The organism is Spirosoma spitsbergense DSM 19989, from assembly GCF_000374085.1.
GTDB lineage: Bacteria > Bacteroidota > Bacteroidia > Cytophagales > Spirosomataceae > Spirosoma > Spirosoma spitsbergense.
This window is the reverse complement of sequence record NZ_KB893557.1, coordinates 41,596-62,703: the sequence shown is the minus strand read 5'-3', so window position 1 is coordinate 62,703 and position 21,108 is coordinate 41,596. Positions and strand designations below refer to the sequence as shown.

Sequence of the window (21,108 nt, the reverse complement as noted above, 5' to 3'; positions counted from 1 at the left end):
TTGGTGAACTGCCTCTTTCTCAAACGCACGATCCGTTTAGCGTATGTGCAGCAACTCGACGTGCAGGGTGAGGTTCAGAGTTATCGCCCTTATTTCTCGACAGATTTGAGCCTGAATGCAGTTCAACTGGTTAAGTATTACCGGTTGCGCTATCAGCAAGAGTTTCTGATTCGGGATGGGAAACAGTTCANGGGTCTTTCGGATTGTCAGGCGCGGTCGATCAACAAGCTGGAATTTCACACCAACATGGCCCTCTCTGTGGTGAATGTAGCGAAAGTAGAATCAGGGTTAACAGCAGTCGATACAGAGCGTAAAGCGTTCTCTATGGCTAATGCTAAGACCCGCTATCACAACGAGTTACTGCTCGAACGATTTATAAGCATCTTACCGGAAGAGGCTAAGTTGCAAATAAATCAGACACAACTACGTCAGTTGCACAGTTTTGGCTGTATTGCAGCCTAGGAATCACCGGACTATTGAAGGGGGATAGATGAAGAGAATGCAGAATTATTTGAAACGTGTATTAAGCACCCGCAAATGGTTAATCCTGAATCAAAATCTGCATTCGCTGAGGTAACAGAAAGGAAAGTGGGCGCTATTGGTGAGACCAATTTTGATTATTACCGATTCGAGTATACTTGGGAGGCCCAACCAGGTGAGTGGTTGTTTGAAGTCAGGCAGAATAACAGACTTCTACTGCAGAAGCGGTTTGATGTACAGTTGTAGAACGCTTTGTCCCCGTTCCGGCACACAGGCAGCGCGTCCCGAAGGCGGGCCAACAGCGCCCAACCTTCCGTGTATTTAAACGTCGCCCTCCGGTCACCATCAGCCCTTTGGGTCATTGGATGAACCGATTACAAAATGCTCGCGAGGCTATTTCCCGGTGACAGCTTGAACGCCTAACAGAAATCTTTCACGATAAAAATGTCACATCCTGCTATAGCACAGGAGTTAGTCGAGCGACGTGAGCGCGACCTTTCAGTGAGACAACAGCTCATTGACGAAGGGAAACTATTCGGTGGCTACAATCCGGAGATGGAGAAGATTCACCTCGAAAACGCCCGGCGACTTCAGGAAATAATCGACCAAATCGGCTGGCCTACGCATGAACGAGTTGGAGAAGAAGGCAGTCAGGCGGCCTGGCTGATTGTTCAACATGCTATCAGTTTATCTTCATTCATGAAAGACTGCCTTGCTCTGATAATAGAGCAGGGAAAAGCCGGAACTATTGACCCGGTTAACGTGGCTTTCCTGTCAGACCGGATTGCCCTATACGAGAACCGCCCTCAGTCGTACGGAACTCAGTTTACAGACGATGAGCAAGGCAAGCTTGTTTGCTACGAGCTTGATGCGCCTGTCAACGAGGTGAATGAGCGTCGTCGAAAACTGGGGCTGAACACTATTGAAGAGCGGTTGGCCGAATTGACGTTTCAGAGGGGGACTGAACCGAAAAAACAACCAACCGCAGTCGAGAAGCAGTTAGAAAAGGACGAGTACGATAGCTGGCGCAGGAAGGTGGGGTGGCTGTCGGAGTAGGCTTCGTATAGACCGTATCGTATGAGTTACCCGGTTTTACTCCTCCCGCGCCGATGCCTTATACACGCCCACTTCGGCCAATTGTACGGGGCCATTGGTGTTTGTGAAGGACACCCGTAGTCTGGTTGCTTTCACCGCCGGAAACCGCATGAGTCGCTTGTAGCCTACCGTGGTGAAGGTCTGGAGGGATTGCCAGTCGGTACCGTTCCAGTACTCCACCTCCCCGCTGGCTACCCGTTGCCCGGTGGCGATGTTCTCCTGAATCGAAATCCGGTCGAAGGTTTGTTCGCCGTTTAGCTCCAGCACCAGCGGCTGGTTGGCCGGTAGGGTTGTGAACGTTCCCAGTTTACCGTCGGCCAGGTTGGGTTGTTTGGCTACGAAGTTGTTCTTGAACGTTTCGTCCAGGATACTGCGAAATTCCTTCAGGCTGGCGATGTCCGGCTCCGAAAACAGTCCCTCCCGATTGGGGGGTACGTTGAGCAACAACAAACTGTTTCGCCCCACCGACTGATAATATAGGTTCACCAGATTCTTACCCGACCGCACCCTGGCATCTTCGGCGGGGTGATAAAACCAGCCGGGACGAATGGACACGTCCGTTTCGGCCGGAACCCACTGCTTACCGTTCGGGTCGCCAATATTCAGGTATTTGGAGTCGGCTTTGCCGGGAGCCAAACCCGCCGTGTTGATGGTCGACCAGCAGGTTTCGCCCGCGTTGCCAGCTTCGTTGCCTACCCAGCGCACATCCGGTCCGGCATCCGAAAACATAACGGCATTGGGTTGCAGTTCGCGCACGATAGCCCAGTACCCGTCAAAATCGTAGGTCATGTCTTTGGCGTTCTCACCCTTGGCCCCATCGAACCACACTTCCGAAACCGGCCCATAGTTGGTGAGCAATTCACGCAGCTGGCTTTTGTAATAGTCGTTGTACGAAGCCGTGCCGTAGCGGGGTTCGTGCCGGTCCCAGGGCGACAGGTACACACCGAATTTCAGGCCAAATTCGCGACAGGCATCCGCCACTTCACGCACCACATCCCCCTTTCCGTTCTTCCAGGGACTGTTTTTCACCGAATGCCCGGTCATTTTGGATGGCCAGAGGCAAAAGCCATCGTGGTGCTTGGCCGTGATAATGGCCAGTTTAAACCCGGCCTCTTTCAGGGCTTTGATCCACTGCCGGGCATCGAGTTTAGTTGGGTTAAAAATAGCCGGACTTTCGGTGCCGTCTCCCCATTCTTTGTCCGTGTAGGTATTGACTGTGAAATGTAAGAAAGCCGTGGTTTCCATCGGTTGCCAGGCTAGTTGGCGGGGAGAAGGTTTCACCGTCGGCTGCGCCAGCAACGAAGTGGCGGATAGTAAACAGAAAAATAGCGAATGGATTGCTTTCATGCATTTCATAGAATCGTACGCTTGTCAAAAGAGAAAGGGAGAATGAACACTATATACCACATTATTCATTTTACATTTTACATTCTTCATCCTCTTATAAAACCTGCTCCAGCATCTGGATGTAGCCGGTTATTCCCTCCGTAATTTCCCGAAGGTAGATAAACTCATCCGCCGAATGTGACCGGCCCGAATGCCCCGGCCCGCACTTGAGCGATGGACAGTTGAGCACGGCCTGGTCGGAGGTAGTGGGGGAACCGTAGGTATGGCGACCCAGCGCCAGTCCGGCCTGCACGATGGGGTGGTCGGCGGGAATAGACGATGGTTTGAGCCGAATAGAACGCGGTTTCACATCCGACTGAATGTTCGCCTGAATGGTTTCGATTACTTCTTCCAGCGTGTATTGCTCCGTTACCCGTACATCAATCGTGAACGTACAGGTATCCGGTACGACGTTGTGCTGCGTACCGGCATTGATGATGGTTACCGAAAGTTTTATAGCTCCCAACGTGGGTGACACCTTCGGAAATTGATAGGTAGTCAGCCAGTTTATGTCCTGAATCGCTTTGTAAATGGCGTTCTCTCCCTCATTGCGGGCGGCATGACCGCTCACGCCATGTGCCGTACAGTCGAGCACAAGCAGCCCTTTTTCGGCAATAGCCAACTCCATCTCGGTGGGTTCACCCACGATGGCAAAGCTGATGGGGGGTAGTTCGGGCAGGAGCAGTTCCAACCCGTCGCGACCCGATATTTCTTCTTCGGCGGTGGCAGCCATCACGATATTGTACCCCATATCGGGCCGGTCGTAGAACCATGCAAAGGTACTCAGCAACGAAACCAGACAGCCCCCCGCGTCATTACTGCCCAGCCCAAACAGTTTCTCATCCCGCACCAGCGGTTCAAACGGATTGAGCGTCCAGGACGGATTAGGCTTGACGGTGTCGTGGTGAGAATTAAGTAAAAGAGTCAGTTTGGCGGGATCGAAACAGCGGTTTTTGGCCCAGACGTTGTTTTTTAGCCGCTCGAACAGTATTTCTTTTTCCTGAAAAAACGCTTCGATGTGCCGGGCGGTCTGGCCTTCTTCCCGACTGAATGACGGGGTCGCTATCAGGCGTTTGAGCAGGGCGAGCGCATCGGCCGGGAGCGTAGTTTGCTTTAGGTGTTGAACATCGGGTTGCGTCATACAAAAAGCGTTGGTTTCTCAAAGATAAGGCCAGCGGGTTTATAAATGACCTTTTCGGGCAGCAACAAGCCATTACCCTTCATAAAACGTAACACCTTTTTCCCGCAGGAAAGCCTTGATTACATCGACATGAACGCACCGGCCCACGTTTAGGAACGGATAGTTGGACACCCGCCGTTTTCGGCCGTTGATGAGCACTTCGTGATCTTCAATATCGAAGCCGAGGTGCAGGTGATTGGTAGCCGACTGCATGCCATAAATCAGGCCATTCGTATCGAACAGCGGCCCTCCGCTCTGTCCCCGCAAACCGGGCGTGCTCAGTTCGATACCCGAAATGGTGTTGCCATCGCCCGACAGGCGGGTAACAATACCATCGATGGGAAATGAGGGCGACGTAGCCCTTCCGGTGCTGATCCACTCAATATCGTCCATGGCGGAGTTATACCGAAAGTTGGTGAATTCGGGGAACGGGTACCCCAGCCGACACAGGCTACGGCCCGGTTTTACCCGGCTGGTATCGCCCAGAAATGTAGCGTGTGATTTGTACAGAATTCGGTTGAACCCCTCAAAACGCAACAGGGCCAGATCCTGCGTCGGGTGCCGGTCTATATGCAGTTGCTGAAACTGATCGACGCAGCCGACGAAGTTGTTGAGAACCCGAATGATGGTGTCGACGCTGAGCTTATACCGGGCTTCCAGCTGGCTCATCAGGTACTTGGCGTTTTTTTCCCGCACCACCGATTTGCGGGCGCCCTGAAATTCCCGGTAATTATGAAAAATAGAATCGGCCTGGGCAATCAGGTCGGCTACGTGTTTGCAGGTTATGGCGCATCCTTGCTGATTCACAAAGAAAAGGGTAGCCGTGCCCGGCACCACTACGTCGTGCCCATACAGTCTGACAATCGAATGCAGGGGACGGGTAAACAGATCAACGCGTTCAATGGCGTCAACAAACATAAAAGAGGAGTTACGGATTGACTTGAATTATGGCGCAAGATAAGAACGGTTTGTGGTCCGGCCATTGAACGGCCCATTGTTCCTGCTCTTATTGGCAACGACGATCCGTAAACTCTCTATCGCTTTATGTCCGTTGAGTCGCGGATACCGAGCGGTCCCGAAGCCGTTGAATCGTACACCTGCCCGTTGGCTTCCCGGATGCTCGCTTTGGTTGCGGCCGAAGTATCCTCCACGGCGTTCGATTCCACCCGGGCGGTAGAATCCGTGCTGATGCCGTCTACGCTATTCTGATTTTCGCTGCACTTTTGGATCAGCAACGCAGCCACCAGAACGGCAATGGCAACGAGTGCCCAGCGCAACCACCGTTTGTTCTCATTCCGCCGATCTCCTTCGGCACTTTTTGGAATATTTGGATTGATGACCGTTCCACTGAAGTTATCCATTCCCTGCACCTCCGTTTCCGGCCCGGCAGGCGTTACCAGTTCATCAAAACCCAGCAAACTGCCCACGCCGTCCAGTCCGCCGGGGAGTGCCTTCCTGAACTCCGTCGCCTGCCCCAGAAGCAGCGTTTTCAGGCTTTCGGCCGTCAGACCATTTTCCTGCTCCTGCCGTCCCAAAACGCCCATCAGCACCGTGCCTGCCTGCGTCAGTATAGCCAGAACCGACTGCGGTTTTGTGGTACTGTACAGGCTTATCAGTTCGGTGGTACGGGTCAGATTATCACCAAAAATATGGTCCAGAAACGAACGCCCGGCCTGACTGTTTCCGGCATCGGCGGGGTGCTCTCCTACCGATTGGCTTATATCCAGCGGGACCGACTCGTATTCCTGCTTGTCAAAGAAGCTAATGATCGACGATGGCCCACCTGCCGACTGAATCTGGCGGGTAAGCCCCCCCAGCAGCGTTGGCACGACACCGTTGATGGCTTTAAGGGTGCCAGCGGGCGTTTCGTTCAGTTCGTTACTAAGTTGATCGACTACTGCCGGGGTGAACTGTTCTTTCAGGTACGATAGTAAATGAACGGCCATGATTTTTTCGTTGAGGTATGTCCAGTAAAACCATGACTGTGCGCAAATGTTCGGAAATAAAAACGGGATGAGTTTGCCGGTTGGCAACACTCATCCCGTTTTTAATCGGTACTTTTTATTGCTTACAGCTGCGGAATGCGCAATACCTGATCCGGATAAATCAGATCGGGATCCTTCAGCATTGGTTTGTTCGCTTCAAAGATGACGCCGTATTTCATTGGATCACCGTATACTTCCTTCGCAATCTTCGACAGTGAATCGCCGGATTTCACGGTGTAGTATTTGCCTTCCGGGGTTGGCTCGTCTACGCTCAACTGGTTATCAACCGCCGATACGCCTTCTACATTACCTACAGCCAGGGCAATTTTCTCGGCATCTTCCTGCTTCTTAACCGATCCCGTCAGCGTAACTGTATCCCCGTTTGTTTTGACCGTCAACGTATTATAGGCCAGACCAAGTTTTTTTACGTGGTCCAGCAATGCCTGCGCCCGAACGGGTTCAACTTTGGCAGCTTCGGCTGGCTGGGAATCGTCCTTGTGAAAAATCTTCTCGCCTACGCCCTTAAAAAATGATAAAAGACCCATTGGTTTAGTATGATTAAAATGAAACAATATGTGAATGGATGGCAATTAAGTCAACTCTTTACTGACAAACAACACGGCTACTTTATGGTTTGTTTATTATTATTTTCAACGGACCCATACTTCTGACCTATAGCCAGCTTTTCACGCGCATAAAGCCACTACTTTTGCGTTCTTTTCATTATTCTGTTAATCCTACTTACTCAATTAATCACGTTACGTTTCTACATGTACAACAAGAATCGGTTTCGATGGGGCTTGGTACTAACCCTACTGGTAGGCCTGAATGCCTGCAAAAACAACGACATTGACCCCAATGCCAACAGTGCCGCCATTATTCCCACCAGGGGAAGTGCCGATTTTACCAAATACGTAGCGGTGGGCAATTCGCTAACGTCCGGCTATGCGGATGGAGGGCTTTACCGCGATAGTCAGCGGAACTCCTACCCCAACATGCTGGCGGGGCAGTTTGCCGCTGCGGGCGGGGGAAGTTTTACCCAGCCGCTCTTTACCGAAGCCCAGGCCGCCGGTTCGGGTTACCTGAAACTTATACGGGTACCTTCTCTGGCCGACCCTACCAGTTTAATCACCTCCATCGGGCAGGTAGCGCCCGGCGCGGTACGGGGAACCAGCACCAATGGAGGAGTGCTGTACACTAAGTTTACCGATGCTAACCAGAACCTGGGTGTGCCGGGGATTCGAACAGCCGATATCCTGACGGTTGGTTACGGCTCGGCGGCAGGCAATCCGTATTTTGAGCGGCTGGTTGCTGACCCCACCACCACCTACTTTCAGTATGTCAGTAACAATCTGACCAATGCTACCTTCTTCTCCTGCTGGCTGGGGAATAACGATGCGCTCGGGTTTGCTACATCCGGTGGTGTAACGCCTTTAACCACCACAGCCCTGTTCACTACCAACTTTACGGCTATCATGAACAAGCTGACCGAAGGTGGCCGGAAAGGCGTTGTCATTGGTATTCCGAACATTACAACCGCACCCTACTTTTCTACCCTGTCGATACCATTGGTGCTGGCTCAGATCAACCTGTTGCTTAACCCAACTACCCCCATCACGGCGCTGTACATCCAGACGGCTACCAGCGTACGGGCCACGCAGGCGGGCGACTTACTGATGCTATCCAATGCCACGAATTACGCCAGTATTGGCAATTCGACGGTAGGCACTAAGAATGGTCCTTACGGCCTCAGCCCTACCAACCCCCTGCCGAATAATGTAGTACTGGACGCGGGTGAAGTTACCGCCATGACCGCCAGCATTGATGCCTTCAACGGCATTATGAAAGCCCAGGCCGATAGCAAAGGGGTAGCCTATGTTGACCCCAATACGGTGCTTACACAAGTTGGCTCTGCTGCCGGCCTCACCCAGAACGGCATTACCTACACATCCAGCTTCATTCAGGGGGGCGTATTCAGTCTGGATGGGATTCACCTGACGCCGGCTGGCTACGCGCTGATGGCCAATGAAATTATTAAAGGAATCAACGCCAAATACGGCTCCACCATTTCGCAGGTCAATCCGGCTGACTACCGCCGGGTGTTGCTGCAACAATAAAACAAACGGATGAAACCAACTCATTTTTTAGTTGCCACGCTGCTACTTTTCAGCGCATCGGCGGCAGTAGCTCAAAATTCAGGCCAATCCTCTTTTTTTTCAACCCTGGAGGGGGGAGTCAAGGGGGGAGCAACCTTTACGCACGGCTTCACTACCATACCCGGCCAGATGGTAGGGAGTGTGCAGGTACCGGACCTGGAAAACAAAAGCGACGGCATTGGCCTGGGCTATTCGGGCGGGCTGTGGGTTCGCAAAAACTTTTCTACTTTCTTTATCCAGGCGGAAGTAACGTACAACCGTTTCGTGCTAAAACAGAAAGGTATCATTACGGTCGATGTCAATGCGAATCCGGCGCTGGCGAATGCGCTTCCTGTGAGTGTACAGCCCGGTTTGCTGAATGCCACGCTGAACGTAGTGTCGGAATCCGTTCTGGAAGCAGTCGATGTGCCCATTCTGTTTGGCAAACGCTGGATGGATGGAAAGTTGCGCGGCTATGCCGGTCCTAACTTCATCTTTGTACAGAAAGCAACAGCTACCCGTAACACAGGAGGAGTCCTGAACGCCAACAGTGCGGTTGCGTTTCCCCAAACGGACATTCCTGCCACTACCGGCACCACGAATCTATTGAACAGGTACGAAGCGCAGAATCTGGAGGTCAAAGACTTTACGTACGCGCTGGAACTGGGTGTTGGCTACACACCAATCCCTTGTCTGGATGTCGATTTGCGGTATGCCGCACCGGTGGGTGGAGTATATAAAGACAAGGGAATCAAAGGTTTCCTGGGCATTGCTACCATTTCAATTGGGTACAAACTATTTTAGAAACCACTCGTTTCAACAGGGTTAGTCGTCTAGTGACTAGCCCTGTTATTCCTGTTTGGCGGTTAGCGCATAGCCCGTTCCTGCGGGTTTCAATTGATAACGCATCAACCGGTAACCGCCTGATGATGTGGCATTAGCGTCGCCAGCCTGATAAATCGGGTACCTTCGGCAAAGTAGGTTGTTCTCGACCCATAAACTGTCGTGCCCCATGTATCCCTGCACAGGTTCGGGCAGCCAGTTTCGGGGAAGGGAAATATCGGCTTTGCGTTCGGGCATGAACTGCCAGGCATATACGCGGCCAAATGAACCACTGCCATCGCTGGTACTGAACAGGTATAGTTCAGGAAAACGATTACCATCCAGATCCGCCACGTCGGTTCCACTCACCGCCCCATCCACCCGAACGGTAAATTTGGTGAGCAGCAGTTCGCCCCGGTAGGCTTTAATCGTTACCGTTCGAACACGACCACTATCGGGAGCGGATACCAGAAACCGGTAGATATTGAATTGAAGTTCCCTATCGTATTGATCATCCATCGTTGCAGCGCCAACTGGTATCAGCCCCAATTGCCGTGTTGGCCCTATACTCCCATGCTGCCAGTTTACCTGAGCCGATTGCAATAGCCCGGCCATACAGATAGAAAGACAACACAGCTTTACATTCATTGACTCCGTTTTTGATTCTGTGCTATCAATTAACGAGCCGAAGTCAAAAAAAGTCAGTTATCTAGGGTTCAAGGAATATTTCACCAATAGCGGTGAGCTTAAGAAGGGTTGGCAAAACCTTCAGCGCTTTTGTGGTCAACGAGTACTCAACCCGGGGCGGTACTTCGCCGTAAATCTTCTTCTCTATCATGCCCAGTTCAACGAGTGACTTTAGTTCCTGAACCAGAACTTTTTCACTCACTTCCGGAATCATCCGTCTTAATTCGCCATACCGGCGTGCCTCAGTACCAATTTGATAGACAATGAATAATCGCCACTTGCCACAAACAATATCTAAGGTTTTTTTAAGGGATAACTGCTCCGTATCCACACTTTCGAGATCCATAAACTGGTAATTCATAAAGATGCATTACTTACCTTTCAGTATACAAGACACTGATTAAAAGACACTTGAGTAAATTTTAGCAAAGATAAGTATTTGTACTTAATCGGTAACACAACCATCTTTCAGTAATAGTATAAATAAACAGTACACGAGTAATTACCTGTTAGTCAGACAAAGATAAATGTTGTTATTCTTCTCCGTAAGGCAATGAACTCCCCATTTGGAGCAGTGGCAAAAACACGCCTGTCCTTTCTACGGCCTGTAGAAGAACAGCTCCCGCCTTTCGTTTCCAGACACGTTGCTGCCTGACAGGGAACGCAAATAAGGCTTCACGAATGGTTCCACACCAGGCCAGCCGTACGGAACTCAATCTGCCGGTTTCCCTGTCCATAAAAGGCAACATCGATAACCATTCTTTTAGCCGCTTTCAGTTGCCGGATGAGTTCCCCGGCTTCATCGAAAAAAATGATGGTCGCACTCCCGTTCTCAGCCGCTGAATACGTGTAGGTTACCGCCGGTTTACCATCGAAACGAATACGAACACGCCCACCCTGAAAACTCCGGTTAAACTGTCCGTTCGATACCTGTAAATAAACCGTTGCGGGCTGTTGCTGCCGCTGGCGAATGGTTAGCGCGGCCGTTGAGCCACCCGTGTACGGAAATCCAAACTGAAGCAGCGTAGGTGAATCCAGCGATGCTTTATGGATTGTTTCTCTTTCCTCATTAATGGTCTTCTGGTACTGCCAGCCTACTGAACGGGTACTGACAACCGGCTTCGAAACCGGCGCTTCGGCTACCCCGTCACCTCCTTTTGACGAATTGATCGTATCCGCAACCTGAACCGAATTAATCCGGCTTCCCTGGGTCGACTTTTCATTCCCCGAACAGGCGAAAAGAGTGAGGCAATAAAACAGATAATGAACTTTTTTCATGAAGTAAAGACTAGGGCAACCACACTGATTTTGGCACAAAACCGATGCCTAAGAACAAAAAATTCTCTCAAAATAACGAAGAACATCAAAAATCAGGAAGTAGTGTTATAGACTTTTTCCGTAAGTTTGGACCATATAAAACAAATTATGTTTATCTGTAAAACAATCTCTTTCGCAGCGGCAATTTGTCTGTCTGTTTTATTGACCAACGGCCTCACGGGTTGTCAGTCTAAAGGTTCGGCTACTAGCGAAACCACCACAAGTTCTGAAAAAGTGGCGGAAAAGACCGAAACGGCTCCCTCATCGCCCGACCCGGAAGTCAAACCAGCCGACGACGTGTCGGGGCCAATTGCTAATGCGGCTACCATCCTGGCCCGCCCTCAGGTACCTATCCTGTGTTATCACCAGATACGCGACTGGCGGGGTAGTGATTCCAAAGGGGCGAAAGATTATATCATTCCTGTGGCTTCTTTCCGGGAACAGATGCAGATGCTGGCCGATAGTGGGTATCATACCATTCTGCCCGATCAGCTTTATGCCTACCTGACCAAAGGGGCAGCACTACCGTCAAAACCAGTGATGCTCACCTTCGATGATGGCGATCTTGATCAGTACGAAACGGCTTTACCTATTCTGGATAAGCACGGCTTCAAAGGAGCGTTTTTCATCATGACAGTGGCCATTGGCCGTCACGGCAAACAGCCTTATATGGATAAAGCGCAGATTAAAGATTTGTCGGACAAAGGGCACACGATTGGCGCGCACACCTGGGACCACCACAACGTGAAGAAATACCAGGGCGACGACTGGAAGATTCAGGTTGAAGAGCCTAAGGCCAAGCTGGAGGCCATCACGGGCAAGCCGGTTAAGTATTTCGCTTATCCTTTTGGCCTGTGGAGCCATGCCGTTCTTCCCGAAATTGAGAAGCGTGGGTATACAGCCGCCTTCACCCTGGCCGATAAACGCGACGATACCATGCCGCTGTACACCATCCGGCGTATCATTGCGGGTGGTCAGTGGAGCGCCAAAACGTTCTACCGGAACATGAACCAGAGTTTCGACGGAAAATGACGATTTTATGATTTATGGTTGGCTAACGTGAAAGCAATTATGCGTTAGCCAACCGTAAACCATAACCAGCTGTGGTTAGCATCGTTGCTGCCAATCAAAAGGTGCGTGGTTGGCAACAGGGAATTACCAACCCGATTGATGCCCGACCGGGCCGCCAGCACGGCATCGCCAAGCACGCCTATCGCTCCCGGAACTACCTTCGGCCCTGGCAGACACCTCCCACCCTGGTGCAGCATCTGACCATGCCCCCTGCCACCCCGCAGCAACTCGTTCATCCGACCACAGCCATTTATAAGCCATTAGCGTCTCGGACGTCTGAGTGGCAAAATTTCAGGCCCTGGCCTGAAAAAAAACGGCTCGAGACAGGCCAGATTTTTGTAGCCCCCAGCGAGGATGACCGCAAAGTGATTGAGAAACTCATCGAAGCGGAAGCTCAAAGCAGGCATGATCAGATCGCCGAAGCGGAAAAATGCCAGTTGGTAACGTCGTTCGTGCTCAACTGGCCCACCGGGTTTAGGGGGTCGTAAGGCCAGGCCCGTGCTTGCATGAACCATAAAATCGGCCCGGCTGAGAGTCCTTCACGCCCAGTACACAACAAACCACATCGACCGTCATTTAGCCAGTTGCTTTGACGGTGGCCAGAAAATCGATACCATCGAAACCCTGGTCGGCGATGATGGTCTTCAACCGCGTGAACCGTTGGCGTACAGCCGCGAAGAGCAATAAAGCACCGGTTCACTCCCCACACTGGCCGATGTTAGTAGGGCCAGCACCAAACCCAGTACATCCACAACGATGAAGCGTTTACGACCACACGTGCGGCCCCGCCGTGAGTTTTTTGTTACCATCAGCGAAAAGTCCTTGACGGGCAAGTTCGTGGTGGATGGTTTAACCGATTTTATAGCCAAGTATCATCCCAAAACCGGCAGTAAGTATGCTGGATGATGGGCCGATTCGTCGTTAACCGTCCATGAGCAGCAAGCCGGTTGGAGTAACATGCGTTATACGTATTTTCTTACCCGCTTATTTTCTATATTGTCGCTGTTTTTCGTCACTCATCGGTTCACACCCGGCCACCCCTGAATGCTCCATCCTGCTCAAACCATCCGCCCCATCAGGCCTCTAGCCAACCTACGCCCCCTACACCCACTGCCTGAGCGCAGGGCCGGACTGGATTTGCTGCGGGCTGTGGCGATTCTGCTGGTCGTATTTCACCATGGCCATGCCCTGTTTTTGGTTCCGTTTATTCCTCTGCCGGATGGGGTCGATCTGTTTTTCGTACTGAGTGGCTATCTGATCGGTGGCATCCTGATAAAAGGTGTCGCGCGGAGCGAAGGACTTACGGTAGCGGCTTTACGCGTATTCTGGTTCAGGCGGTGGTTTCGGACCCTGCCCGCCTACGGGTTTGTCTTACTGCTGAATGTCGGTATTTTCCTGGCTGAACTAACCCGGCACAATACCATTAAAGCATCGATCAAACAAATCGTACTGGTAGATAAACTGTGGACCTACTGCTTTTTTGTCCAGAACCTGTTCGCTAACTTACCCTCGAACTTCTTTCCAGAGTCCTGGAGTTTGTCCGTTGAGGAGTGGTTTTATTTACTGCTCCCGTTACTATTGATTTGTCTTGTACGCGTGACCCTACCCGCCCGAAGGGCCGTCTTATGGGCAGTGCTGATCCTTACGGTCGTACCGGTGGGCGTGCGCTTCGGCATTCCCGATAATCAGGTGCAGATGGGCTGGATGTTGACCCGAATGGTGGTCGTCATGCGGCTGGATGCCATCGGTTTCGGGGTCCTGATGGCTTATATCAGCTACTACAAACCGGCACTCTGGAAGCGGATGGCCGGTTCGGGTCTATGGCTGTTAGGGGGTATTACACTTTGCTACGGTGGATTCCTGTTTATTTATGGAGGCTATAACTATTTTAACTCAGTTACCCTGACCAACATTTTCTTTTTCACCCTGACCAGTATCGGGATTATGCTGATGCTGCCGGCCCTGAGCCACTGGCAACCGCGCAGCCGGTTATTGGCGAAAACAATCACGCACATCAGCCTGGTTTCGTATTCAATGTACCTGCTCAACCAGTCAATCATCCTGGGTCTTATTCAACGCGTAATGCCCGTCGATGCTTCTCAAAGTACCCGGTTTATTGCCTATCTGGTTTACTGGGCCTGCACAATCGGGGCATCTACGCTGATGTACTACTATATCGAACAGCCATTTATCAGGTTCAGAGACAACCACTTCAGCCCAACTCCGGTAAAAGCCAGTTTGACAACCTGAATGGGTCGGGTACATCAAAACGTATGAAACACGCAGGCCAAGCTGCCATCTGAACCAGCATCACTATGGATGGACGAAAGTCAGGAAAGCCTGTTTGTAAACGCTCATCCCACTCCTCATTCAGGACTCAGTACAAGCCTGCAACAACAGCTTTTACTCTATTGCATCTACTGCCTCGGGGGCGCGGGTGCTTCACAAACTGTTCACCAATAACCTGGTTGATGGTTGACTCCACAAGCCCTGCCAATACCCGTTCTCCGTAACTCAAATAGCCGAAGCAACAAAATACCGGTTCGTAACGCCGTTCGTGCTCAACTCCGAACAAAATGAAACCACCTGCAGTAACGACCGGAAGGGCAAAAAACCCTAATACGATTTTTAGAAGTTTTTTTAGCATTCGTCACGGGGATTACGGGTGCAGGAAGTATTTCACCCGCTTCGTTTACTTATAAACTATACCTCAGGTGCTATGCAGCCAGCCAAATGGCCCGACAAAGCTGTTTAGGTCTGCAAAAACCATATACGTTCAGGATAGTTAAACTAGCCGTAACAGCGCTGTAGTGTATGAAAACAATTATTCGCCTGGCTCTCGACCGCACCCCAAATACCAATCATACTGGTTTTTATGTTGCTCTGGCCAAAGGTGCCTACGAGCAGGCAGGTCTTGATGTACAGTTTATTTCTCCCGATGTAGAAGACTACCAGAAGATGCCTGCCCGACGGGTTTCGCAGAACGATGCGCACCTGGCGATAACCCCTTCTGAAAGTGTTATAAGCTACCAGACAAATGGTGTTCCGCTGGTAGCGGTGGCCACCGTACTTGCCCGAGACATTAGTGCCATTGTTACCCTGAAAGAAAGCGGTATTGAACGGCCACAGCAGTTGGATGGTAAGGTGTATGCTTCCTACGGTGCCCGCTACGAAGAGGATATTATCCGGCAGTTGATTCAGAACGACGATGGCCGGGGAACCTTCGTACCGCATAAGCTGGCCTGGGCGGGTATCTGGAAGGCGCTGGTAACCCGCGAAGTCGATGCGGCCTGGGTTTGGCTGACCTGGGAGGGCGTGAAAGCCTATATCGACGGGGTTGACCTGAACCAGTTTTTGTTTGATGAGTACGAAATTCCGTACAGTTACAACCCAGTACTAACTGCCCACCGCGACTGGGTCAACGAAAATGGTGATGCTCTGCGCCGGTTTCTGGAAGCAACGGCGGCCGGTTTCCAGTTTGCGGTAAAAAACCCCGACGAAGCCGCCCGGATTCTTATCAAAACGGCCAACCATCCCATGCTCACCAACCGCAATTTTGTGGAGCAGAGCCAGCAAATGGTTTCGAGCTATTATCTGGACCCCGAAGGACAATGGGGCCGTATGCACCGAAACATCTGGGTATCGTTCGTTAACTGGATGATACGGAACAGGATGCTAACGGATGCTAACGGCGAATTAATCCAGAAAATGGATGCCGATACCCTATTTACCAACGATTACCTGGAAAACGTACCGGCTGGTATACGCTGATAAAATAACCCTATTGTTACATGAAGAGTAGTATCCGTCTGGCTCTCGACTGGACTCCCAACACGAATCACACCGGGTTTTACGTAGCCTTAGCCACGGGAGCCTATAAACGGGCGGGCCTGGATGTTCGCTTCCTGCTGCCCGACGAGGATGGCTACGAGCTTACCCCGGCCAAACGCCTGACCGAAGGCGGGGCCGACCTGGCCATTGCCCCCTCCGAAAGTGTTTTTAGTTATCAGGCCAATAGGGTTCCGGTAGAAGCCGTAGCGGCCGTACTGGCCCGCGATGCCAGTGCTATCGTTACCCTGAAAGCCAGTGGTCTTGACCGACCCGGGCAGTTAGACGGGAAAGTGTATGCGTCCTATGCAGCGCGGTATGAAGACGATATTATCCGGCAGATGATTCGGAACGACGGCGGTACCGGTCAATTCGTATCCTCCCAACCCGCCCGGTTGGCCATCTGGCAGGCATTGCTGTCAAAAGAAGCCGATGCTACCTGGATTTTCCTGCCCTGGGAAGGGGTTGAAGCCGAAGTTCAGGGTATTGAACTGAATCAGTTTTTGCTGAACGATTATGCTATTCCGTACGGTTATAGCCCGGTACTGATTGCCCACCGCGACTGGGCCGGTCAAAACGCCGACACACTGCGTCAGTTTCTGGCTGCCACCGCCGAGGGATTCACTTTTGCTGCTCAGAACCCGGACGAAGCCGCCCGGATGCTGATTGACACTGCTAACCATCCCACGCTGAGCGACAACGCCTTTGTGAAAAAGAGCCAGCGAATGGTATCCAGCTATTACCTGAATGAGGTCGGACAGTGGGGAAAGATGGAGCAATCAGTCTGGGAGTCGTTTACAAACTTCCTTATTCGTAGCCACCTCCTCACGGATGCCAATGGCGTGATGGTGCAGCACCTTGATGCTGATACCCTGTTCACGAACGAATATCTGTAAAGCGTATCTGCTGGTAATTCGGAGAAACCTTATGATCACTAACGGGTAGAGCTAGTTAGCGCGAATCCTGCGTGTTCAGTGATTTGAGGGCTAATCGAATAAAGGCAGCCGCTACGGCCAGGTCTATGATTCGCCACGTAAGTTTCGGTAGGTAAACAGGAATCAACGGATTGAAAAGGATAGCCACCATCAGCAAAGCCAGAAAGGGAATAGTGGAATCTTTCAGTCGGATAGCCGCGTAGACCGCTGTACTACAGACAACGATTCTGAGAAAAGTGAAGTAGCCGTAGGGCAATGATAAGACTGCCAGCGTAGCCAGGAATAATAATCCCGCTGAGACAAATAAAATGGCGCTATAAATTCTCATACCGCAACTTAACAAAAAGGGGCTGATTAGCGAAACAGTTTACGCTTCAACTTCTGCCAGCGGGACGGTGGTTGAATTATACAGATGCCACCGCCAGTGATAGTTCTTGGGGTCGTCAGCAATTGCCGGAGTATAATATCATCTACCGAAACCGATGTCGCTGTTGGCTTTACGCTGACTGTAGAACCAGCACGAAGATAACCCGGGTATGATGCATTAATGGAGAACTTTACCGGGTCCTGAATAGGATTTTGCTGCACCCGAACCGGTACAGTCAACCTATAAAATCCACAGCTATCCGTTCTGGCTTGCCAAGTTTCTCCAGATTGAAAAACTGACACATTCCAGCCCGACATCGGGGACAAATGCCTGTTGGTATCTTCCAGCATAACACGACCGTTGATGGTTACTTTCGCATCAAAGCTGATAGCTTTCTGAACGGGAATCACTGAAACAGAGAAAACCGGCCTCATCGAGACCGCCTGCGCTGGTTTGGCAACCTGACTTGATTGCCCCCTGGCCGTTTGCCAGCCAAACAAACCCATCGTTAGCAAACCAACCCAATGCCGCCAAACCGGGCTACCCGGCTTTGGTCGAGTAAGCGGGCGATTTAGCTGCTCATCCCGGAAACGCCCGCAAGCCGTTTCCGGCGCTTTACTGAGCAACCTGACTAGTTCCTGATCGGAGTAATTCGTGTAATCAACGACCGTTTTCTGGCAACTGGCGCAAAACCGGCCCCGGTCGGCGGGGTGCATTTCGTCCCAGCGTTCGTGGCAGGGTTGCGGAATCTGGATGGTAAGACTGCGCATGACTGAACCGTTTTAAGAGGCAGGCTGATTGGGCTTATTTCATTACAGTACATCCGGCGTATAACCTCACCCCCCAATGGTCGACATGGATTCCGTTACGGTGCTCCGGTTTTTCTCGGCTTCAAAGCCATTGAGCGGTCGGTGCGAGAAGGCTTTCAAAAAAGCAGCGGTCAATGCTTCGTCCGATGCACCAGACCGGAGCAGTGCCCGAACGTCCAGCACACCATCGTCGTACAGGCAGGTTTTCAGCGTTCCCTGCGCCGTCATGCGAATGCGGTTGCAGGTGCCGCAGAACGTCCGGCTGAAAGCAGCAATTACGCCGATAGTACCCTGATGGCCCGGAATCTGATAGTTGGCCGAGGTAGAAAAGGGCGGGTCGGGAAGCTTTTCCAGCGTGGGGAAATGGCTTCTGATTTCGTCGATGATACGTTTATGCGTCCAGTGCAGTACGGGGTAATGGCTACCCTCGCCATTGAATGGCATTTCTTCGATGAAGCGTACATCAACGGGCATGGTCCGGGTCAGGTCGGCCAGCGGAATCAGGTCCTGCGTATTCTGCCCATCCATCACCACCGCGTTAATTTTTGTCTGAATGCCAGCGTCCAATAACGCGTCGAGGGTTTTCAGTACGGCGGGCAGTTCGTCGCGCCGGGTTATGGTACGGAACCGTTCGCGGTCCAGGGTATCCATACTCAGATTAACAGACCTGACGCCCAACGCGGCTAAATCGGCAACGTGGGGAGCGGTCAGTACGCCGTTGGTTGTCAGGGAAATATCATTGAGTCCATCAATAGCCGCCAAACGGTGCAGAAAATCCATCAGACCCGCCCGTACAAACGGCTCTCCGCCCGTAATCCGCACTTTTTGCACGCCCAGACGAGCCAGAACCTGAACGAGTCGCTCCATTTCCTCGTAGGTTAGCACCTGACTTTTGTGGAGGTACTTGATGCCTTCTTCGGGCATGCAGTAAAAGCACCGCAGGTTGCAGCGGTCGGTTACGGCCAGCCGGAGGTAGGTAATAGGACGGTTGTGGTTATCGTAAATCATACGCTGTTGGACTAACACAAAACTACTGTTTTTAATTACATAGAGCAGGGTAATCCAGGAGCGTGAAAGCGTATTTTTATCAACCTGTCTCTTGTCACATGTACCAGTCTACTAACACATCGCCGAATCTTTATAATTTGTTGATGATTTAATAGTACTTTTGATCAAAACTTGAGCACTGCCATTTTGAAGAAAGTAGTCTCCATCGGTCTCTTTGCCCTACTGGTGTATCATACACTGGCCTATGTGCTGGTGTTTGTGGGTACGTGGTGGCAGGCAGAGCATGACCTTTCAGAACGTCTTTCGGTCTATCGGTCCGTGGATAGTATAGTGGAGTTTCAAATTCCGCTGAAGAACAAGCTCGATGCGAACGCCATTACCCGTACCACGGCGGATGGATTCAGCTACCGCAGGCATTATTATTCCGTTGTCAGTATTGAAATTAGGGGCGAAATGCTGCATATAGAGGGACTGGAAATGAAAAGTCCTTCCTTCTGGCAAAGCGACCTGCTATCGTTCCTGAACAACCACGTTGCCGGTGCCACGGATTCGCACCAAAAGGCCAATCAATTCCTCAAATTCCTGTTGAAAGAATACTCGCCAACGTCGCGGGCTGTTTTTAGTTTTCTTCCTCCCAACTGGCGTGAGGCTATTCGCATACCCGGCCACTTGTTCGTAGCGGCAACCCGCGCTCTGCCCGTTCATTCGCCCCCGCCCCGAGTCTGATTCTGTTTTTGGTGCCACTAATCCCGTTTGGGCTTATCGTCTGCTATTCATTGATGGCAGATAATTGGTCTTTACGAGCGATTTGGCTGTCTCTATTTTTCTCCAATCAGACTTTCTTTCAATCATGAAAACGATTTTTACCGTCGTTCTGGCAACGGCTTATATCCTTATTTCCAATACTTCAACGTCGGCGCAGGGGTGCGTGGCCGTTCGGCACATGAGTTGTGCAGCCCCGGTGGGTTCAGCTGATTACTTCAAACAGCGTACCGGCCACTGGCAGGTGTCAGCAGGTTACCGATTCTTTCGGTCTTACAAGCATTTTGTAGGCGATGCCGAGCAGAAACAGCGCGTAGAACAGGGGACTAATGTGATAAACGTATCCCACGCCCTCGATTTAGGGATTACGTACCTGGTTAATCAGCGGCTGTCGTTCTCGGTCAATCTACCCATTCAGGCCAATGACCGTTCCTCCCTGTACGAGCATTACGGCAACTCCATTACGCAAAACCCTGACCAAAGACGGTTCCATACAACTTCGAAAGGCATTGGTGATGTACGGATTTCGGGCAGCTACTGGCTGGTCAATCCAGTCAAATTACCCAAAGCCAACCTGGCTGTTGGACTGGGCGTAAAACTGCCAACCGGTAATTATGGTGCCACCGATAATTTTCATAAACTGACCAAAGAGGGCCAGGATTATACCATTAATAAACCCGTTGACCAGTCTATCCAGCTTGGTGATGGGGGCGTAGGTGCCAGCGTCGAATTACAGGGGTATGCTTCCTTATCCAAAACCCTGACGGCCTATGCCAATGGCTTTTACTTGTTCAATCCACGCGAAACAAACGGCGTTGTTCGTAGCCCCGAATCCACCACACCCGACCTGGTGACGGGTACCTTCTCCGTAGCCGACCAGTTTGCTGCCCGCGTTGGCCTGAGTCAGTCAATCAAAGCCCTTCCCGGCCTGGCCATTATGCTGGGCGGCCGGGTAGAAGGCGTTCCGGCGATGGATGCGTTTGGTGGCAGTTCGGGTTTCCGTCGGCCTGGTTATATCGTTTCCGTTGAACCCGGTTTGTCGTACATGCGGCACAAAACATCCATAGCCGCCACGGTGCCCATTGCCGTTTACCGCAATCGAATTACCAGTTTTTCCGATCGGCTGGATCCACTGGGCCTGAAACATGGCGATGCCGCCTTCGCGGATTATCTGGTGTCAATTAACGTCTCGCGCTGGTTCTAAGAAGAGGCCTTACGCCCGACCGGGTTAACTCCAGGTT

24 protein-coding genes are annotated in these 21,108 nt (G+C 51.4%); 11 read left to right on the top strand and 13 right to left on the bottom strand.

Annotated features, from left to right (window positions below; all coding sequences use genetic code 11):
• Positions 1–486 precede the first annotated feature (486 nt).
• Together B157_RS40580 and B157_RS0119645 are read left to right on the top strand one after the other, a co-directional pair.
• The gene (locus B157_RS40580; RefSeq protein ID WP_084761844.1) at positions 487–726 is read left to right on the top strand and encodes a DUF3859 domain-containing protein; all 240 of its coding nucleotides are present in this window, start codon (positions 487–489) and stop codon (positions 724–726) included.
• 198 nt (positions 727–924) lie between these two features.
• Positions 925–1,536 carry a DUF6624 domain-containing protein gene (locus tag B157_RS0119645; protein WP_020605017.1) on the top strand — a complete coding sequence of 204 codons (612 nt, stop codon included), beginning with the start codon at positions 925–927 and terminating at the stop codon, positions 1,534–1,536.
• Positions 1,537–1,572: 36 nt separating this feature from the next.
• Here B157_RS0119645 and B157_RS0119640 read toward each other — a convergent pair whose 3' ends face one another.
• The 5 genes from B157_RS0119640 to lysM all read right to left on the bottom strand — a co-directional run bounded on the left by B157_RS0119640 (position 1,573) and on the right by lysM (position 6,671).
• Positions 1,573–2,922: an alpha-L-fucosidase gene (locus tag B157_RS0119640; RefSeq protein ID WP_020605016.1), complete on the bottom strand. Its 1,350-nt coding sequence runs from the start codon at positions 2,920–2,922 to the stop codon at positions 1,573–1,575.
• A 94-nt stretch (positions 2,923–3,016) separates the two neighbouring features.
• Positions 3,017–4,102, bottom strand: a complete 1,086-nt coding sequence (locus tag B157_RS0119635; protein ID WP_020605015.1) for a M20 family metallo-hydrolase — start codon at positions 4,100–4,102, stop codon at positions 3,017–3,019.
• Between the two features lie 72 nt (positions 4,103–4,174).
• Positions 4,175–5,059, bottom strand: a complete 885-nt coding sequence (locus tag B157_RS0119625; RefSeq protein WP_020605014.1) for a S1 family peptidase — start codon at positions 5,057–5,059, stop codon at positions 4,175–4,177.
• Positions 5,060–5,175: 116 nt separating this feature from the next.
• Complete coding sequence (locus tag B157_RS0119620) at positions 5,176–6,087, bottom strand: DUF937 domain-containing protein (RefSeq protein ID WP_026308817.1); 912 nt, start codon at positions 6,085–6,087, stop codon at positions 5,176–5,178.
• A 122-nt stretch (positions 6,088–6,209) separates the two neighbouring features.
• Positions 6,210–6,671: a peptidoglycan-binding protein LysM gene (gene lysM / locus B157_RS0119615; RefSeq protein WP_020605012.1), complete on the bottom strand. Its 462-nt coding sequence runs from the start codon at positions 6,669–6,671 to the stop codon at positions 6,210–6,212.
• Between the two features lie 225 nt (positions 6,672–6,896).
• Here lysM and B157_RS0119610 point away from each other — a divergent pair, with 225 nt between their 5' ends.
• Positions 6,897–8,243 (top strand): SGNH/GDSL hydrolase family protein, encoded by a 1,347-nt coding sequence (locus B157_RS0119610; RefSeq protein WP_020605011.1) that lies wholly within the window; start codon positions 6,897–6,899, stop codon positions 8,241–8,243.
• A gap of 9 nt (positions 8,244–8,252) precedes the next feature.
• Complete coding sequence (locus tag B157_RS0119605; RefSeq protein WP_020605010.1) at positions 8,253–9,065, top strand: outer membrane beta-barrel protein; 813 nt, start codon at positions 8,253–8,255, stop codon at positions 9,063–9,065.
• A gap of 45 nt (positions 9,066–9,110) precedes the next feature.
• On the opposite strand, the gene B157_RS0119600 is transcribed toward B157_RS0119605, so the two are convergent.
• The 3 genes from B157_RS0119600 to B157_RS0119590 form a co-directional block, all read right to left on the bottom strand.
• Positions 9,111–9,698, bottom strand: a complete 588-nt coding sequence (locus B157_RS0119600) for a hypothetical protein (protein ID WP_020605009.1) — start codon at positions 9,696–9,698, stop codon at positions 9,111–9,113.
• Between the two features lie 94 nt (positions 9,699–9,792).
• Positions 9,793–10,131: a winged helix-turn-helix transcriptional regulator gene (locus B157_RS0119595; RefSeq protein ID WP_020605008.1), complete on the bottom strand. Its 339-nt coding sequence runs from the start codon at positions 10,129–10,131 to the stop codon at positions 9,793–9,795.
• A gap of 314 nt (positions 10,132–10,445) precedes the next feature.
• Complete coding sequence (locus B157_RS0119590) at positions 10,446–11,048, bottom strand: hypothetical protein (RefSeq protein ID WP_020605007.1); 603 nt, start codon at positions 11,046–11,048, stop codon at positions 10,446–10,448.
• A gap of 147 nt (positions 11,049–11,195) precedes the next feature.
• Here B157_RS0119590 and B157_RS0119585 point away from each other — a divergent pair, with 147 nt between their 5' ends.
• Complete coding sequence (locus B157_RS0119585) at positions 11,196–12,119, top strand: polysaccharide deacetylase family protein (RefSeq protein ID WP_020605006.1); 924 nt, start codon at positions 11,196–11,198, stop codon at positions 12,117–12,119.
• 71 nt (positions 12,120–12,190) lie between these two features.
• Positions 12,191–12,646, top strand: coding sequence for a hypothetical protein (locus tag B157_RS0119580; protein ID WP_020605005.1), 456 nt, complete (start codon positions 12,191–12,193; stop codon positions 12,644–12,646).
• A gap of 156 nt (positions 12,647–12,802) precedes the next feature.
• Here the strand turns inward: B157_RS0119580 and B157_RS38395 are convergent, their stop codons facing one another.
• Complete coding sequence (locus B157_RS38395) at positions 12,803–12,991, bottom strand: hypothetical protein (protein WP_157618508.1); 189 nt, start codon at positions 12,989–12,991, stop codon at positions 12,803–12,805.
• Between the two features lie 211 nt (positions 12,992–13,202).
• Between B157_RS38395 and B157_RS0119565 the strand changes: the two genes are divergently transcribed.
• On the top strand, positions 13,203–14,408 hold the full coding sequence (locus tag B157_RS0119565) for an acyltransferase family protein (protein WP_084761843.1): 1,206 nt from the start codon (positions 13,203–13,205) through the stop codon (positions 14,406–14,408).
• A 127-nt stretch (positions 14,409–14,535) separates the two neighbouring features.
• Here the strand turns inward: B157_RS0119565 and B157_RS0119560 are convergent, their stop codons facing one another.
• The gene (locus B157_RS0119560; RefSeq protein WP_020605001.1) at positions 14,536–14,805 is read right to left on the bottom strand and encodes a hypothetical protein; all 270 of its coding nucleotides are present in this window, start codon (positions 14,803–14,805) and stop codon (positions 14,536–14,538) included.
• 167 nt (positions 14,806–14,972) lie between these two features.
• On the opposite strand from B157_RS0119560, the gene B157_RS0119555 reads away from it, so the two are divergent.
• A complete protein-coding gene (locus B157_RS0119555) occupies positions 14,973–15,929 on the top strand; it encodes an ABC transporter substrate-binding protein (protein WP_020605000.1) in 957 nt (318 codons plus the stop codon).
• Between the two features lie 20 nt (positions 15,930–15,949).
• Positions 15,950–16,882, top strand: coding sequence for an ABC transporter substrate-binding protein (locus B157_RS0119550; RefSeq protein WP_020604999.1), 933 nt, complete (start codon positions 15,950–15,952; stop codon positions 16,880–16,882).
• 55 nt (positions 16,883–16,937) lie between these two features.
• Here the strand turns inward: B157_RS0119550 and B157_RS35780 are convergent, their stop codons facing one another.
• The 3 genes from B157_RS35780 to moaA form a co-directional block, all read right to left on the bottom strand.
• A complete protein-coding gene (locus tag B157_RS35780) occupies positions 16,938–17,249 on the bottom strand; it encodes a DUF6804 family protein (protein ID WP_020604998.1) in 312 nt (103 codons plus the stop codon).
• Between the two features lie 26 nt (positions 17,250–17,275).
• Positions 17,276–18,058, bottom strand: a complete 783-nt coding sequence (locus tag B157_RS0119540) for a hypothetical protein (RefSeq protein ID WP_020604997.1) — start codon at positions 18,056–18,058, stop codon at positions 17,276–17,278.
• 66 nt (positions 18,059–18,124) lie between these two features.
• Positions 18,125–19,105, bottom strand: a complete 981-nt coding sequence (gene moaA, locus B157_RS0119535; RefSeq protein WP_020604996.1) for a GTP 3',8-cyclase MoaA — start codon at positions 19,103–19,105, stop codon at positions 18,125–18,127.
• A 186-nt stretch (positions 19,106–19,291) separates the two neighbouring features.
• Between moaA and B157_RS0119530 the strand changes: the two genes are divergently transcribed.
• Positions 19,292–19,831, top strand: coding sequence for a hypothetical protein (locus B157_RS0119530; protein ID WP_026308814.1), 540 nt, complete (start codon positions 19,292–19,294; stop codon positions 19,829–19,831).
• A gap of 124 nt (positions 19,832–19,955) precedes the next feature.
• Positions 19,956–21,071: a hypothetical protein gene (locus B157_RS0119525; RefSeq protein WP_020604994.1), complete on the top strand. Its 1,116-nt coding sequence runs from the start codon at positions 19,956–19,958 to the stop codon at positions 21,069–21,071.
• The last annotated feature ends 37 nt before the right edge of the window (positions 21,072–21,108 follow it).

Excerpts from the sequence above, each read along its gene's own strand:
- B157_RS0119560 (WP_020605001.1), bottom strand. The coding sequence starts at position 14,805 with ATGCTAAAAAAACTTCTAAAAATCGTATTAGGGTTTTTTGCCCTTCCG.
- B157_RS0119625 (WP_020605014.1), bottom strand. The coding sequence starts at position 5,059 with ATGTTTGTTGACGCCATTGAACGCGTTGATCTGTTTACCCGTCCCCTG.
- B157_RS0119620 (WP_026308817.1), bottom strand. The coding sequence starts at position 6,087 with ATGGCCGTTCATTTACTATCGTACCTGAAAGAACAGTTCACCCCGGCA.
- B157_RS0119600 (WP_020605009.1), bottom strand. The coding sequence starts at position 9,698 with ATGGCCGGGCTATTGCAATCGGCTCAGGTAAACTGGCAGCATGGGAGT.
- B157_RS0119540 (WP_020604997.1), bottom strand. The coding sequence starts at position 18,058 with ATGCGCAGTCTTACCATCCAGATTCCGCAACCCTGCCACGAACGCTGG.
- B157_RS0119645 (WP_020605017.1), top strand. The coding sequence starts at position 925 with ATGTCACATCCTGCTATAGCACAGGAGTTAGTCGAGCGACGTGAGCGC.
- B157_RS35780 (WP_020604998.1), bottom strand. The coding sequence starts at position 17,249 with ATGAGAATTTATAGCGCCATTTTATTTGTCTCAGCGGGATTATTATTC.
- B157_RS0119565 (WP_084761843.1), top strand. The coding sequence starts at position 13,203 with ATGCTCCATCCTGCTCAAACCATCCGCCCCATCAGGCCTCTAGCCAAC.
- B157_RS0119605 (WP_020605010.1), top strand. The coding sequence starts at position 8,253 with ATGAAACCAACTCATTTTTTAGTTGCCACGCTGCTACTTTTCAGCGCA.
- B157_RS0119595 (WP_020605008.1), bottom strand. The coding sequence starts at position 10,131 with ATGAATTACCAGTTTATGGATCTCGAAAGTGTGGATACGGAGCAGTTA.
- B157_RS0119640 (WP_020605016.1), bottom strand. The coding sequence starts at position 2,922 with ATGAAAGCAATCCATTCGCTATTTTTCTGTTTACTATCCGCCACTTCG.
- B157_RS0119550 (WP_020604999.1), top strand. The coding sequence starts at position 15,950 with ATGAAGAGTAGTATCCGTCTGGCTCTCGACTGGACTCCCAACACGAAT.
- B157_RS0119635 (WP_020605015.1), bottom strand. The coding sequence starts at position 4,102 with ATGACGCAACCCGATGTTCAACACCTAAAGCAAACTACGCTCCCGGCC.
- B157_RS0119610 (WP_020605011.1), top strand. The coding sequence starts at position 6,897 with ATGTACAACAAGAATCGGTTTCGATGGGGCTTGGTACTAACCCTACTG.
- B157_RS0119590 (WP_020605007.1), bottom strand. The coding sequence starts at position 11,048 with ATGAAAAAAGTTCATTATCTGTTTTATTGCCTCACTCTTTTCGCCTGT.
- B157_RS0119525 (WP_020604994.1), top strand. The coding sequence starts at position 19,956 with ATGAAAACGATTTTTACCGTCGTTCTGGCAACGGCTTATATCCTTATT.
- moaA (WP_020604996.1), bottom strand. The coding sequence starts at position 19,105 with ATGATTTACGATAACCACAACCGTCCTATTACCTACCTCCGGCTGGCC.
- B157_RS0119585 (WP_020605006.1), top strand. The coding sequence starts at position 11,196 with ATGTTTATCTGTAAAACAATCTCTTTCGCAGCGGCAATTTGTCTGTCT.
- B157_RS0119555 (WP_020605000.1), top strand. The coding sequence starts at position 14,973 with ATGAAAACAATTATTCGCCTGGCTCTCGACCGCACCCCAAATACCAAT.
- lysM (WP_020605012.1), bottom strand. The coding sequence starts at position 6,671 with ATGGGTCTTTTATCATTTTTTAAGGGCGTAGGCGAGAAGATTTTTCAC.